Source organism: Klebsiella sp. 2680 (assembly GCF_900198535.1).
Taxonomy (GTDB): Bacteria; Pseudomonadota; Gammaproteobacteria; order Enterobacterales; family Enterobacteriaceae; genus Klebsiella; species Klebsiella indica.
On sequence record NZ_FZNJ01000002.1, the window covers coordinates 728035 to 742808 of the forward strand.

The 14774-nt window shown below is 58.9% G+C and carries 11 protein-coding genes; 9 read left to right on the forward strand and 2 right to left on the reverse strand.

Translation table 11 applies throughout. The annotated features are described in order from the left end of the window. Positions 1–31: 31 nt before the first annotated feature. On the reverse strand, positions 32–3547 hold the full coding sequence (gene nifJ, locus FN037_RS10850) for a pyruvate:ferredoxin (flavodoxin) oxidoreductase (RefSeq protein WP_142502208.1): 3516 nt from the start codon (positions 3545–3547) through the stop codon (positions 32–34). Between the two features lie 403 nt (positions 3548–3950). Here nifJ and nifH point away from each other — a divergent pair, with 403 nt between their 5' ends. The 5 genes from nifH to FN037_RS10875 are packed head-to-tail and all read left to right on the forward strand — an operon-like array spanning position 3951 to position 8846. After that, on the forward strand, positions 3951–4832 hold the full coding sequence (gene nifH, locus FN037_RS10855) for a nitrogenase iron protein (RefSeq protein WP_138361701.1): 882 nt from the start codon (positions 3951–3953) through the stop codon (positions 4830–4832). A gap of 16 nt (positions 4833–4848) precedes the next feature. Next, positions 4849–6297 carry a nitrogenase molybdenum-iron protein alpha chain gene (nifD, locus tag FN037_RS10860; RefSeq protein ID WP_138361700.1) on the forward strand — a complete coding sequence of 483 codons (1449 nt, stop codon included), beginning with the start codon at positions 4849–4851 and terminating at the stop codon, positions 6295–6297. A 55-nt stretch (positions 6298–6352) separates the two neighbouring features. Then, the gene (gene nifK / locus FN037_RS10865; RefSeq protein WP_142502209.1) at positions 6353–7915 is read left to right on the forward strand and encodes a nitrogenase molybdenum-iron protein subunit beta; all 1563 of its coding nucleotides are present in this window, start codon (positions 6353–6355) and stop codon (positions 7913–7915) included. A 39-nt stretch (positions 7916–7954) separates the two neighbouring features. Beyond that, entirely contained in the window at positions 7955–8173 is a 219-nt protein-coding gene (gene nifT / locus FN037_RS10870) for a putative nitrogen fixation protein NifT (RefSeq protein WP_138361698.1), read from the forward strand. A 10-nt stretch (positions 8174–8183) separates the two neighbouring features. Beyond that, positions 8184–8846: a NifB/NifX family molybdenum-iron cluster-binding protein gene (locus FN037_RS10875; protein ID WP_138361697.1), complete on the forward strand. Its 663-nt coding sequence runs from the start codon at positions 8184–8186 to the stop codon at positions 8844–8846. Here FN037_RS10875 and FN037_RS10880 read toward each other — a convergent pair. After that, the gene (locus FN037_RS10880; protein WP_185929253.1) at positions 8843–9094 is read right to left on the reverse strand and encodes a hypothetical protein; all 252 of its coding nucleotides are present in this window, start codon (positions 9092–9094) and stop codon (positions 8843–8845) included. The genes FN037_RS10875 and FN037_RS10880 overlap by 4 nt on opposite strands. A gap of 1413 nt (positions 9095–10507) precedes the next feature. On the opposite strand from FN037_RS10880, the gene nifE reads away from it, so the two are divergent. The 4 genes from nifE to nifU all read left to right on the forward strand — a co-directional run bounded on the left by nifE (position 10508) and on the right by nifU (position 14755). Beyond that, entirely contained in the window at positions 10508–11881 is a 1374-nt protein-coding gene (gene nifE / locus FN037_RS10885) for a nitrogenase iron-molybdenum cofactor biosynthesis protein NifE (RefSeq protein ID WP_142502211.1), read from the forward strand. Between the two features lie 10 nt (positions 11882–11891). Next, positions 11892–13277 carry a nitrogenase iron-molybdenum cofactor biosynthesis protein NifN gene (gene nifN / locus FN037_RS10890; protein WP_138361695.1) on the forward strand — a complete coding sequence of 462 codons (1386 nt, stop codon included), beginning with the start codon at positions 11892–11894 and terminating at the stop codon, positions 13275–13277. After that, positions 13264–13734: a NifB/NifX family molybdenum-iron cluster-binding protein gene (locus FN037_RS10895; protein WP_138361694.1), complete on the forward strand. Its 471-nt coding sequence runs from the start codon at positions 13264–13266 to the stop codon at positions 13732–13734. Before nifN ends, FN037_RS10895 begins: the two co-directional genes overlap by 14 nt. Positions 13735–13930: 196 nt before the next feature. Further along, on the forward strand, positions 13931–14755 hold the full coding sequence (gene nifU, locus FN037_RS10900; protein WP_138361693.1) for a Fe-S cluster assembly protein NifU: 825 nt from the start codon (positions 13931–13933) through the stop codon (positions 14753–14755). Positions 14756–14774 lie beyond the last annotated feature (19 nt).

Consider the following 14774-nt stretch of genomic DNA (forward strand, 5'->3'; position numbering starts at 1 on the left):
CAGCCTCTTGCCCGCCCGCCGTTGCCTCGCGCTACTCTTCGCCGGCCAGCCGCTGATACTGCCTGAAGCGGTCCCGGGCATCCTCTTCGGTTTTACTGAAAAGCGCATCCGCCAGTTGCGGCGTCGTTTTGTGCAAAGAGGCATAGCGCACTTCCCCCAGTAAAAAGTCGCGGAAGCTCTCTTCCGGCTCTTCGGAATCCAGCACGAACGGCGTTTTGCCTTCCGCTTCACGCTGCGGATGATAGCGCCACAGATGCCAGTAGCCTGCCTCAACCGCCCGCTTCGCCTCACGCTGGCTACAGCGCATCCCGGCTTTCAGGCCGTGGTTAATGCAGGCGGCGTAAGCAATCACCAGCGACGGCCCCGGCCAGGCTTCGGCTTCCGCGATAGCCCGCAGCGTTTGATCTTTATCAGCGCCCATGGCGACCTGCGCGACATAAACGTTGCCATAGCTCATCGCCATCATGCCGAGATCCTTTTTGCGCGTGCGTTTCCCCTGCGCGGCAAATTTAGCGATTGCCGCCACCGGGGTCGATTTCGACGACTGTCCGCCGGTATTAGAGTAAACCTCAGTATCAAACACCAGAATATTCACATCCTCGCCGCTCGCCAGCACGTGGTCGAGGCCGCCGAAGCCGATATCGTAGGCCCAGCCGTCGCCGCCGAAAATCCACTGTGAGCGGCGAATAAAATAGTCACGGTTCTGCCAGAGATGCTCCAGCAGCGGCTCCCCGGCTTTTTCCACCGCCAGCAGTTCACTTAGCCGATCCGCACGCTCGCGGCTCCCTTCGCCGTCATCCTGATGGGCCAGCCACTGCCGCATCGCGTCAATAAGTCTATCGCTTAACGGCAACGACAGGGCGGCGGTCATCTCATCGGCGATTTGTTTACGCACCGCCTGCCCGCCCAGCATCATGCCGAGGCCAAATTCGGCGTTATCTTCAAACAGCGAATTCGCCCATGCAGGACCATGACCGCGATGGTTAGTGGTGTAAGGCATCGACGGCGCGCTGGCCCCCCAGATAGAAGAGCAGCCGGTGGCGTTAGCAACCATCATCCGGTCGCCAAACAGTTGGGTGATCAGGCGGGCGTAAGGGGTTTCCCCGCAGCCCGCGCAGGCGCCGGAAAACTCCAGCAGCGGCGTTTCAAACTGGCTGCCTTTAACCGTTGTTTTGCGAAACGGGTTACTTTTTGGCGCCAGCGACTGCGCGTAATCCCAAACCGACGCCATCTGGCGCTGGCTATCGAGAGATTGCATTTTTAGCGCCTTACCGCGCGAAGGACAGATATCCACGCAGTTGCCGCAGCCAGAACAGTCCAGAGGGGAAATCGCCAGGTGGTAGTGATACGCTTTCGCCCCCTGAGCGGGCTTACTTAACAGCGCTACCGGCGCGGCGTCCTGCTCTTCAGGACTGAGCAACGCCGGACGGATCGCCGCATGGGGGCAGATAAACGCGCACTGGTTACACTGCGTACAGCCGTCCGGTTGCCAGACCGGGACCTCCAGGGCAATGCCGCGCTTCTCCCAGGCCGCGGTGCCCGACGGGAAGGTGCCATCCTCCATACCGACAAACGCGCTCACCGGCAGTTGGTCGCCGCACTGGCGGTTCATCGGTTGCAGAATATCGCGAATGAAGTCCGGCATCATGGCGGACGCTTGCGCTTCAGGCTCATCCAGCGTCGCCCAGTGCGGCGGAATCGTCACCTGATGCAGCGAAGCCATCCCCAGGTCGATCGCCCGCTGGTTCATCTCAATAACGCTCGCCCCTTTACTGCCGTAGCTTTTTTCCACCGCCTGTTTGAGATAGTCCGAGGCGGTTTGCGGGTCAATAATCGCCGCCAGCTTAAAGAACGCCGCCTGCATCAGCATATTAAACCGCCCGCCAAGACCGAGCTCACGGGCGATATCGACGGCATTAAGGGTGTAAAAGCGGATATTTCCCCGCGCCAGATAACGCCGGAAGCGGGCAGGCAAATGCTGCTCCAGCGCCGCATCGGACCAGTTGCAGTTCAGCAAAAAGGTTCCGCCCGGTTTCAACCCGTCCAGCAGCTCATAGCGTTCGACATAGGATTGTTGCGAGCAGGAGATAAAATCGGCCCGGTGAATCAGATAGGGCGAAGTTATGGGCCGGTCGCCGAAGCGCAGGTGTGAAATGGTGATGCCGCCGGATTTTTTCGAGTCATAGGAGAAATAAGCCTGCACGTAGAGAGGGGTCTTGTCGCCAATAATTTTAATGGCGCTTTTATTCGCGCCAACGGTGCCATCTGAGCCCATGCCCCAAAATTTACAGGCGGTGATCCCGGCATGCGATACCGCCATCGCGCCCTGATACGGCGGTAATGACGTAAAGGTGACATCATCGACAATACCCAGCGAAAAGCCATCTATAGGCAGCGGTTTGTTCAGGTTGTCAAACACCGCGGCAATATCGCCGGGCAGGACATCCTTGCCGCCCAGCCCGTAACGGCCACCGACAATCAGCGGCGCAGCGTCATGGTGATAAAATGCGTTTTTAACATCGAGACACAGCGGCTCGGCCTGGGCGCCAGGCTCTTTCGTGCGGTCCAGTACCGCAATCCGCTGCACGGTTTTTGGCAGTTGCGCAAAGAAGTGCGCCAGTGAAAAGGGGCGAAACAGATGCACGCTGAGTAACCCGACCTTCTCCCCTGCGCTATTCAGCGTATCCACCACTTCCTGAATGGTGTCGCAAACCGAGCCCATGGCGATGATGACCCTTTCAGCATCCGGCGCGCCGGCGTAGTTAAACAGATGGTATTCCCGTCCGGTGAGGACGCTAATTTGCGCCATCGTGTTTTCAACAAGCTCAGGAAGCGCCTGATAAAAACGGTTGCCCGCTTCCCGTTCCTGAAAATAGATATCCGGGTTTTGTGCGGTTCCGCGAATAACCGGATGATCCGGATGCAGCGCGTTACGCCGGAAACTGTCCAGCGCGGAGCGGTCGAGCAGCGTTGCCAGTTGCTCATATTCCAGCACCTCGATCTTTTGAATTTCATGCGAGGTACGAAAACCATCAAAAAAGTTAACAAACGGGATGCGCCCCTTAATCGCCGCCAGATGGGCGACCGCGGAGAGATCCATCACCTGCTGAACGTTGTTCTCCACCAGCATGGCGCAGCCGGTCTGACGAACCGCCATCACATCCTGGTGATCGCCAAAAATATTCAGCGAATTGGTGGCCAACGCCCGGGCGCTGACGTGAAAAACCCCCGGCAGCAGTTCACCGGCAATCTTGTACAGATTGGGGATCATCAGCAGCAGCCCTTGCGAAGCCGTGTAGGTCGTGGTGAGCGCCCCGGCCTGTAGCGCGCCGTGTACCGCGCCTGCCGCACCGGCCTCTGATTGCATCTCCATTAAGCGCACCGGCTGACCAAACAGGTTCTTTTTCCCCTGCGCCGCCCATTCGTCGACGTTTTCCGCCATCGGCGTAGAGGGAGTAATAGGATAGATCGCGGCAACATCGGTAAAGGCATAGGAAACCCAGGCCGCCGCGGCGTTGCCATCCATTGTTTTCATTTGTCCGGACATTGTTCAATCCTCGAAGGTGAGAGGCATCTTCGCCGCGTCGGAAAGCGGCAAACCCAGTGATGGCCTCAAGCACAGCCTGTGCCAGCTCGCGCATAACAAAATAGTTACTGTAAATTCAGCACGTTATTTAAATAACCGCCCGGTATTGCGCAGAGAGATTGCGCGGAATAAGACACAGCACGCGACAAGCTGTTGAACAGGCGACAAAGCGCCACAATCGGTCCGACGCGTGGAATTGTTCTGTTTCTCACATTTGGTCGCCTTATTGTGCCGTTTTGTTTTACCCCTGCCGCAGGGATTTTAAGACAATTTCATGTATATCAATGTGTTAATCAATCAGGCACGACTGGTATGTTCCCTGCACTTCTCTGCTGGCAAACACTCAACAACAGGAGAAGTCACCATGACCATGCGTCAATGCGCTATCTACGGTAAAGGCGGTATCGGCAAATCCACCACCACGCAGAACCTCGTCGCCGCGCTGGCGGAGCTGGGCAAGAAAGTGATGATCGTCGGCTGCGATCCCAAAGCGGATTCCACCCGCCTGATCCTGCACGCTAAAGCACAGAACACCATTATGGAGATGGCCGCCGAAGTGGGGTCGGTCGAGGATCTGGAGCTGGAAGATGTTCTGCAAATCGGCTACGGCAACGTGCGCTGCGCGGAATCCGGCGGTCCGGAGCCAGGCGTCGGCTGCGCGGGCCGCGGCGTTATCACGGCAATCAACTTCCTGGAAGAGGAAGGCGCCTACGAAGATGACCTCGATTTCGTCTTCTATGACGTGCTCGGCGACGTAGTTTGCGGCGGCTTCGCCATGCCGATCCGCGAAAACAAAGCCCAGGAGATCTACATCGTCTGTTCCGGCGAGATGATGGCGATGTACGCCGCCAACAATATCTCCAAAGGGATCGTCAAATACGCCAAATCCGGCAAGGTGCGCCTCGGCGGCCTGATCTGTAACTCGCGCCAGACCGACCGCGAAGACGAACTGATTATGGCCCTGGCGGAAAAACTCGGCACGCAAATGATTCATTTTGTGCCGCGCGACAACATCGTGCAGCGCGCGGAAATCCGCCGGATGACGGTTATCGAGTACGACCCGACCTGTAATCAGGCCAATGAATACCGCACTCTGGCGCAAAAAATCGTCAACAACACCATGAAGGTGGTACCGACCCCCTGCACCATGGATGAACTGGAATCGCTGCTGATGGAATTCGGCATCATGGAAGAAGAAGACACCAGCATCATTGGTAAAACCGCCGCCGAAGAAAACGCGGCCTGATCACAGGATAATGACCATGACCAACGCAACAGGCGAACGTAATCTGGCGCTCATCCAGGAAGTCCTGGAGGTGTTCCCGGAAACCACGCGTAAAGAGCGTAAAAAGCACATGATGGTCAGCGATCCGCAAATGGAAAGCGTTGGCAAGTGCATGACCTCCAACCGCAAATCGCAACCCGGCGTGATGACCGTGCGCGGCTGCGCGTATGCGGGTTCCAAAGGGGTGGTTTTTGGGCCAATTAAAGATATGGCTCATATTTCCCACGGGCCGATCGGCTGCGGCCAGTACTCGCGCGCCGGACGACGCAACTATTACACCGGCGTCAGCGGCGTCGAGAGTTTTGGCACGCTGAACTTCACCTCAGATTTCCAGGAGCGCGACATCGTCTTCGGCGGCGATAAAAAACTCAGCAAACTGATTGAAGAAATGGAGCTGCTGTTCCCGCTCACAAAAGGCATCACCATTCAGTCGGAATGTCCGGTGGGGTTGATTGGCGATGATATCAGCGCCGTGGCGAATGCCAGCAGCAAAGCGCTGAATAAACCGGTGATCCCGGTTCGCTGCGAAGGCTTTCGCGGCGTATCGCAGTCGCTGGGGCACCATATCGCCAACGACGTGGTACGCGACTGGGTGCTGAACAACCGCGAAGGGCAGCCGTTTGAAGCCACGCCTTACGATGTGGCGATTATCGGCGACTATAACATCGGCGGCGATGCCTGGGCTTCGCGCATTCTGCTTGAAGAGATGGGGTTACGGGTCGTTGCGCAGTGGTCCGGCGACGGTACGCTGGTCGAAATGGAAAATACGCCATTCGTGAAGCTGAACCTCGTCCACTGCTACCGTTCGATGAACTACATTGCCCGGCATATGGAGGAAAAGCATCAGATTCCGTGGATGGAGTACAACTTCTTCGGGCCAACCAAAATCGCCGAATCGTTGCGCAAAATCGCCGACCAGTTTGACGACACCATTCGCGCCAACGCCGAGGCGGTGATCGCCCGATACGAAGCGCAAATGGCGGCGATCATCGCCAAATATCGTCCGCGCCTGGAGGGGCGCAAGGTGCTGCTCTATATGGGCGGCCTGCGGCCACGCCACGTTATCGGCGCCTATGAGGATCTGGGCATGGAGATCATCGCTTCCGGGTATGAGTTTGGCCATAACGATGATTACGACCGCACCCTGCCGGAACTGAAAGAGGGAACCCTGCTGTTCGATGATGCCAGCAGCTATGAGCTGGAGGCCTTCGTTAAGGCGCTGAAGCCCGATCTGATCGGCTCCGGTATCAAGGAAAAGTACATCTTCCAGAAAATGGGCGTGCCGTTCCGCCAGATGCACTCGTGGGACTATTCCGGCCCGTACCACGGCTACGATGGTTTCGCTATTTTCGCCCGCGATATGGATATGACCTTAAACAACCCGGCGTGGAGCGAACTGACCGCTCCGTGGCTGAAGTCTGCGTGATTGCCCACTCACTGTCCCGTCTGTTCACCGATTTGTGGCGCGGGAGGAGAACACCATGAGCCAAACAATTGAGAAAATTAATAGCTGCTATCCGCTATTCGAACAAGATGAATATCAGCAACTGTTCCGCAATAAACGCGGTATGGAAGAGGCGTATGACGCGCAGCGCGTGCAGGAGGTCTTCGACTGGACGACCACCGCCGAATATGAAGCGCTCAATTTCCAGCGCGAAGCCCTGACCGTCGATCCGGCGAAAGCCTGCCAGCCGCTGGGCGCGGTGCTCTGTGCGCTCGGATTTGCCAACACCCTGCCCTATGTACACGGTTCCCAGGGGTGCGTGGCCTACTTTCGCACCTATTTTAACCGCCATTTCAAGGAGCCGATCGCCTGCGTTTCCGACTCAATGACCGAAGACGCGGCGGTTTTCGGCGGCAACAACAATATGAACAAGGGCCTGCAGAACGCCAGCGCGCTATACAGACCGGAGATCATCGCCGTCTCGACCACCTGCATGGCGGAAGTTATCGGCGATGACCTGCAGGCGTTTATCGCCAACGCCAAAAAAGATGGTTTTGTCGACAGCAGCATCGCCGTGCCGCACGCCCATACGCCAAGCTTTATCGGTAGCCACGTCACCGGCTGGGACAATATGTTTGAAGGGTTCGCCAAAACCTTTACCGCCGACTACCAGGGGCAGCCAGGTAAACTGCAAAAGCTCAATCTGGTGACCGGTTTTGAAACCTATCTCGGCAACTTTCGCGTATTAAAGCGGATGATGCAACAGATGGCGGTGCCGTGCAGCCTGCTTTCCGACCCGTCAGAGGTGCTCGATACCCCTGCCGATGGGCATTATCGGATGTATGCGGGCGGCACCAGCCAGCAGGAGATAAAAGAGGCCCCGGACGCCATTGATACGCTGCTGCTGCAACCGTGGCAGTTGCTGAAGAGTAAAAAAGTGGTTCAGGAGATGTGGAATCAGCCCGCGACTGAAGTGGCGATCCCGCTGGGGCTGAGCGCCACCGACGAACTGCTGATGACCGTCAGCCAGCTTAGCGGCAAACCGATTCCCGACGCCCTCACCCTTGAGCGCGGACGGCTGGTGGATATGATGCTCGATTCCCACACCTGGCTGCATGGCAAGAAATTTGGCCTCTACGGCGACCCGGATTTTGTCATGGGGCTGACTCGCTTCCTGCTGGAGCTGGGCTGCGAGCCGACGGTTATTCTGAGCCATAACGCCAACAAACGCTGGCAAAAAGCGATGAAGAAAATGCTTGATGCCTCGCCCTACGGGCGTGAAAGCGAAGTGTTTATCAACTGCGATCTGTGGCACTTCCGTTCGCTGATGTTCACCCGGCAGCCGGACTTTATGATTGGCAACTCTTACGGCAAGTTTATTCAGCGCGATACCCTGGCAAAGGGCAAAGCCTTTGAAGTCCCGCTCATCCGCCTCGGCTTTCCACTGTTCGATCGCCACCATCTGCACCGCCAGACCACCTGGGGCTATGAAGGCGCAATGCAGATTGTGACAACGCTGGTCAACGCGGTACTGGAGAAACTGGATAGCGATACCAGCCAGTTGGGTAAAACCGATTACAGCTTCGACCTCGTCCGTTAACCATCAGGCGCCCCGCATTATGCGGGGCCAGGAGGGAATATGCCCATCGTGATTTTTCGTGAGCGCGGCGCGGATCTGTATGCCTATATCGCCAAACAGGACCTGGAAGCGCGTGTGATACAGATTGAGCATAACGACGCCGATCGCTGGGGCGGCGCCATTTCGCTGGAAGGAGGACGCTGTTATTACGTTAATCCTCAGCCTGCGCGGCCTGTCTTCCCGGTAAGCCTGCGCGCGACCCGCAATACGCTGCTATAAGGAGCTGAAGATGTCCGACAACGATACCCTTTTCTGGCGTCTGCTGGCGCTGTTTCAGACTTTACCGGACCTGCAACCGGCGCAAATCCTGGACTGGCTGGCGCAGGAGAGCGGAGAGACGCTGACGCCATCGCGGCTGTCCACCCTGACGCAAACGCAATTAGCCGCCCGCTTTCCCTCGCCTGATGCGGTGATGTCTCCCGCCCGCTGGTCACGGGTGATGTCTTGTCTGCGAGGCGAACTGCCCGCCCATTTACGTATCATTCGCCCCGCTCAGCGCACGCCGCAGCTGCGGGTCGCCTTTTGCTCGCAGGATGGTCTGGCGATTAACGGTCATTTCGGTCAGGGGCGGCTGTTTTTTATCTATGCGTTCGATGAGCAAGGCGGCTGGCTGTACGATCTGCGCCGCTATCCCTCCGCGCCCCTCCAGCAGGAGCCCGGCGAAGTGCGCGCCCGGCTTGTGGACGACTGCCAGTTGCTGTTTTGTCAGGAGATTGGCGGGCCAGCCGCCGCCCGGCTGATTCGTCACCGGGTACATCCGATGAAAGCGCAGCCCGGTACCACTATTCAGGCCCAGTGCGACGCGATCAATACGCTGCTGGCAGGGCGTTTACCGCCGTGGCTGGCGAAGCGACTTAACAGGGATAACCCTCTGGAGGAGCGCGTTTTTTAATCCCTGTATTGTGCCTGTTGCCCGCTGACCCCGCGGGCTTTTTTAGCGTTACCGGGAGCGGTGGAATGCGTGCCGTCTACGCGGCCCATGCCGTCGGGTAATTGCTGACAACGTGCGTTTTTCAGCAATTGCCCGGCGGCGCTTCGCTTACCGGGGCTACGGGCCCTCAGAGTGAGTAGGCCGGGTAAGGCATCAGCCGCCACCCGGCAAAAATGCGGACGCAATATCTCATGCAGATTCGGCATCACGCTCAAACCTGCTTCACATTCTGGTTCAGTGAGTAGGCCGGGTAAGGCGTCAGCCGCCACCCGGCAAAATGCGGGCATGGTAGCAAAAACTCGCCCGTCATCCCCCGGTGGCGCTGCGCTTACCGGGGCTACAGGCCCTCAGAGTGAGTAGGCCGGGTAAGGCGTAGCCGCCACCCGGCAAAAATGCGGGCATGGTAGCGAAAACCGGCCTGTTATCCCCCGGTGGCGCCTCATATTCCGGTTCCGTGGGCTGTTCCGTTCACCGTCAGTACGAGGATATATGTTATCTCCGCAGCCGGTGAACGGCATGGGGGCGTTTCGCTCGCCCCCATGACCCCCGGCATTGCGCTGGAAACCTGCCGCTGCGCGGTCCGCTCCACTCCGGCTTCATCTGGCGGACCGGCTGAGACGCGGCATCCTTGCCGCGACTCAGCCTCTGGCCGCCGTCCTGGCCGCCAGTCCTGGATGCGCGCCTGCGTTCCCGCCAGGTTTCCCTGATGCGCCCAACCTCCCTGCGGTGAGCCCGCAGTAAACCTGCAACTGCCTGGCCGCTGAAGATGATAAAAACTGGGGAAAATACCGCCCTCATCTGAAAGACCGACAGCGACGAATACCCTGCTGAAACCACAAAACCCACAGCGATGCCCTGGTGCCCGCTGAAACCGGCGAGCCGGAGACCCGAAGACAAGGGCTGGACGCCAGGGATGGCGGACAGAGGCGAATCGAGGCATGACGCCGAGTTGAGCCGACCGCAGGCTGAGGGGCGGGAGGTGAGCGCAGTGCGCAGCACCGGTTTCTTTGCGGGACCGCGGGGATTGTAAAGGGGAGACGGTTTTCTCCCCCTTTACCCGTTCACGGGCGACGGTCATCCATTTTCTGCGGGATTACGGTGAACGGAACCCGTGGCGCAGGGCCTGTATTTATGAGTTTTCCAGGTCAGGTAAGGCGTCAGCCGCCACCTGACAAGAATGCGGGCATGGTAGCGAAAACTCGCCCGTCCCCCCCCGGTGGCGCTGCGCTTACCGGGGCTACGGGTTCTCAGCCGCCTGAAGTGAGTAGGCCGGGTAAGGCGTCAGCCGTCACCTGACAAAAATACGGGCATGGTGGCGAAAACTCGCTCGTCACCCCCCGGTGGCGCTGCGCTTACCGGGGCTACGGGGCCTCAGCCGTCTGAAGGAGGCGAGCCAGGACCAGGCTTTAGCCGCACTTAACAGCGTCTGGCAGGCACCTTTTCATCAACAAAACCTAACGTTATCGCGGTAAGTGATAAAAACCCCCTTCCCCCCACCACGGCATTGTCTGATTGTTGGCTTTGTCGCAAAGCCAACAACACTTTTCCCTTAAAAATCAATGCACCTTTTCTGGAGCGCGAATTGCATCACCTCGTTATCCCCCACCGTCAACGAGGTCACTATGAAGGGAAATGAAATTCTGGCGCTGCTGGATGAACCGGCCTGTGAACACAACCATAAGCAAAAATCCGGCTGTAGCGCCCCCAAACCCGGCGCCACTGCCGGCGGCTGCGCGTTCGACGGCGCTCAGATAACCCTGCTGCCCATCGCGGATGTGGCGCATCTGGTACACGGCCCCATCGGCTGCGCCGGCAGCTCGTGGGATAATCGCGGCAGCGTAAGCTCCGGGCCAACCCTCAACCGGCTCGGATTCACCACCGATCTCAACGAACAGGATGTGATTATGGGCCGCGGTGAACGCCGCCTGTTTCACGCGGTACGCCATATTGTCACGCGTTATCATCCGGCGGCGGTCTTTATCTACAACACCTGCGTACCCGCGATGGAGGGCGACGATCTGGAAGCGGTATGCCAGGCCGCGCAAACCGCCACCGGCGTACCGGTCATCGCCGTTGATGCCGCCGGTTTTTACGGCAGTAAAAATCTCGGCAACCGGCTGGCGGGCGACGTAATGGTTAAACGGGTGATTGGTCAGCGCGAACCCGCCCCCTGGCCCGAAACATCGCCGTTTCCCCCGGAACACCGTCACGATATCGGCCTGATTGGCGAATACAATATCGCCGGTGAGTTCTGGCATATTCAGCCGCTGCTGGATGAGCTGGGCATTCGCGTGCTCGGCAGCCTCTCCGGCGATGGCCGTTTTGCCGAGATCCAGACCATGCACCGGGCGCAGGCGAATATGCTGGTCTGCTCGCGGGCGTTAATCAATGTCGCCAGAGCGCTGGAGCTGCGCTACGGCACGCCGTGGTTCGAAGGCAGTTTTTACGGTATCCGCGCCACCTCCGACGCGCTGCGTCAGCTGGCGACGCTGCTTGGCGATGATGATTTATGCCGCCGCACCGAAGCGTTAATCGCGCGGGAAGAGCAGGCGGCGGAACAGGCGCTTATCCCGTGGCGCGAGCAGCTTCGCGGACGCAAAGCGCTGCTTTATACCGGCGGGGTCAAATCATGGTCGGTGGTGTCGGCGCTACAGGATTTGGGCATGACCGTGGTGGCGACCGGCACACGTAAATCCACCGAAGAGGATAAACAGCGTATCCGCGAACTGATGGGCGATGACGCGGTCATGCTGGAGGAAGGCAACGCCCGCAGCCTGCTGGATGTGGTTTATCGCTATCAGGCTGACCTGATGATCGCCGGTGGACGCAACATGTACACCGCGTATAAAGCCCGCCTGCCGTTTCTCGATATCAATCAGGAGCGCGAACACGCCTTCGCTGGCTATCAGGGAATCGTCACTCTCGCCCGCCAGCTCTGTCAGACCCTCGACAGCCCCATCTGGCCACAAACCCATTCCCGCGCCCCCTGGCACTAAGGAGAACAGCATGGCAGACATTTTCCGCAGTGATAAACCCCTGGCGGTCAGCCCAATCAAAACCGGTCAACCGCTCGGGGCGATCCTCGCCAGTCTCGGGATCGAGCACAGCATCCCCCTGGTCCATGGAGCACAGGGATGCAGCGCCTTCGCCAAAGTCTTTTTTATTCAGCACTTTCACGACCCGGTGCCGCTGCAATCGACGGCCATGGACCCGACCTCGACGATTATGGGCGCCGACGGCAATATTTTTACCGCCCTCGATACCCTGTGCCAGCGTAACAACCCGCAGGCCATCGTGCTGCTGAGCACCGGCTTGTCGGAAGCCCAGGGGAGCGACACTTCCCGCGTGGTTCGCCAGTTTCGCGAAGAGTACCCCCGACACAAAGGGGTCGCGATACTGACGGTCAATACCCCGGATTTTTACGGCTCCATGGAAAATGGCTATAGCGCGGTACTGGAGAGCGTTATTGAGCAGTGGGTTGCGCCTGAACCGCGCCCCGGTCAGCGTAATCGCCGGGTCAATCTGCTGGTCAGCCATCTCTGTTCCCCGGGCGATATCGAATGGCTGCGCCGATGCGTCGAAGCCTTTGGCCTGCAGGCGATTATTCTGCCGGATCTGGCGCAATCGATGGACGGCCACCTGGCGCAGGGCGATTTCTCACCGCTGACCCAGGGCGGAACGCCGTTGCGTCAGATAGAGCAGATGGGGCAAAGCCTGTGCAGCTTCGTCATCGGCGTCTCCCTGAGTCGGGCTTCATCGCTGCTGGCCCAGCGCAGCCGCGGGGAGGTGATGACCCTGCCGCACCTGATGACCCTCGAACGTTGCGACGCCTTCATTCAGCAACTGGCGAAAATTTCCGGACGCGGAGTACCCGCATGGCTTGAACGCCAGCGTGGCCAGCTACAGGATGCCATGATTGACTGTCATACGTGGCTGCAGGGCCAGCGCATGGCGATGGCGGCGGAAGGCGATCTTCTGGCGGCGTGGTGCGATTTCGCCAACAGCCAGGGGATGCAGCCCGGCCCGCTGGTGGCGCCCACCGGCCATCCCAGCCTGCGCCAGCTGGCGGCTGAACGGGTAGTTCCTGGCGATCTGGAAGATCTGCAAACCCTGTTATGTTCCCAGCCTGCCGACCTGCTGGTGGCCAACTCCCACGCCCGCGATCTGGCGGAACAGTTTGCGCTGCCGCTGGTTCGCGCCGGCTTTCCGATTTTTGACCGGCTCGGCGAGTTCCGTCGGGTACGCCAGGGATATTGCGGAATGCGCGATACGCTGTTTGAACTGGCGAATCTGCTGCGCGAGAGACACCACCATCTTCCCCTCTACCGCTCGCCGCTTCGCCAGCACGTGGACCCCTCACTCACCGCAGGAGCCGCTTATGCCGACCATTAACCGTCAGTTTGATATGGTCCACTCCGACGACTGGTCAATGAAGGTCGCCTTCGCCAGTTCCGACTACCGTCACGTCGATCAGCACTTCGGCGCCACGCCGCGGCTGGTGGTATACGGCGTCAAAGCGGATCGGGTCACCCTGATCCGAGTGGTTGATTTCGCTGTCGAAAATGGCCATCAGGCGGAGAAGATCGCCCGGCGGATCCACGCCCTTGAGGGGTGCGTCACCCTGTTCTGCGTGGCGATTGGCGATGCGGTTTTCCGCCAGTTATTACAGGTTGGCGTTCGCGCCGAACGCGTTCCGGCGGACACCACCATCGTCGGTCTGCTACAGGAGATCCAGCTCTACTGGTATGACAAAGCGCAGCGTAAAAGCGCCCGCCAGCGCGACCCGGAACGTTTTGTCCGGCTGCTGCAGGAGCAGGAGTGGCAGGAGGATCTGGATCCACGCCGCTAACCATGTCGTTTCTGTGACAAACCCCACAATAAATAACGACAGTGTCGGCCGCGGGTTGTCAGGTTAAACCGTTAACCCATTAAGAATTAACGTATTTACGCATTGGTACTGCATTTGCTTGTTGGTTATCACCACCGCATTTTTTGCGGTGGACCGCGCCCCGGCGTTTTCCGTCATCATCCCTGGAGCTGACAGCATGTGGAATTACTCCGAGAAAGTGAAAGACCATTTTTTTAATCCCCGCAACGCGCGCGTGGTGGACAACGCCAACGCGGTAGGCGATGTGGGTTCATTAAGCTGCGGCGATGCGCTGCGTCTGATGCTACGCGTTGACCCGCAAACCGAAATTATCCAGGAGGCGGGCTTCCAGACCTTCGGTTGCGGGAGCGCGATCGCCTCCTCTTCCGCCCTGACCGAACTGATTATCGGCCATACCCTTGATGAAGCCGGGCAAATCACCAACCAGCAGATCGCCGATTATCTCGACGGCCTGCCGCCGCAAAAAATGCACTGCTCGGTGATGGGCCAGGAGGCCCTGCGCGCGGCCATCGCCAACTTTCGCGGCGAAAGCCCGGAAGCGGAGCATGAAGAGGGCAAACTGATCTGCAAATGCTTCGGCGTCGATGAAGGGCATATTCGCCGGGCGGTGCTGAACAACGGCCTGACCACCCTCGAAGAGGTAATCAACTACACCAAAGCGGGCGGCGGCTGCACCGCCTGCCATGAAAAAATCGAGCTGGCGCTGGCGGAAATCCTCGCGCAGCAGCCGCCGTCGCCCCTCCCGGTCACCAGCAGCAAAGATCCGCACTGGCAGAGCGTCGTCGATACCATCAATGAACTGCGCCCGCATATCCAGGCCGACGGCGGCGATATGTCGCTGCTTAACGTCGCCAATCATCAGGTGACCGTCAGCCTGTCCGGCAGTTGTAGCGGCTGCATGATGACCGATATGACTCTGGCCTGGCTGCAGCAAAAGCTGATGGAGCGCACCGGCTGTTATATGGAAGTGGTGGCGGCATAGGCCGCGGTTAACTGACCCA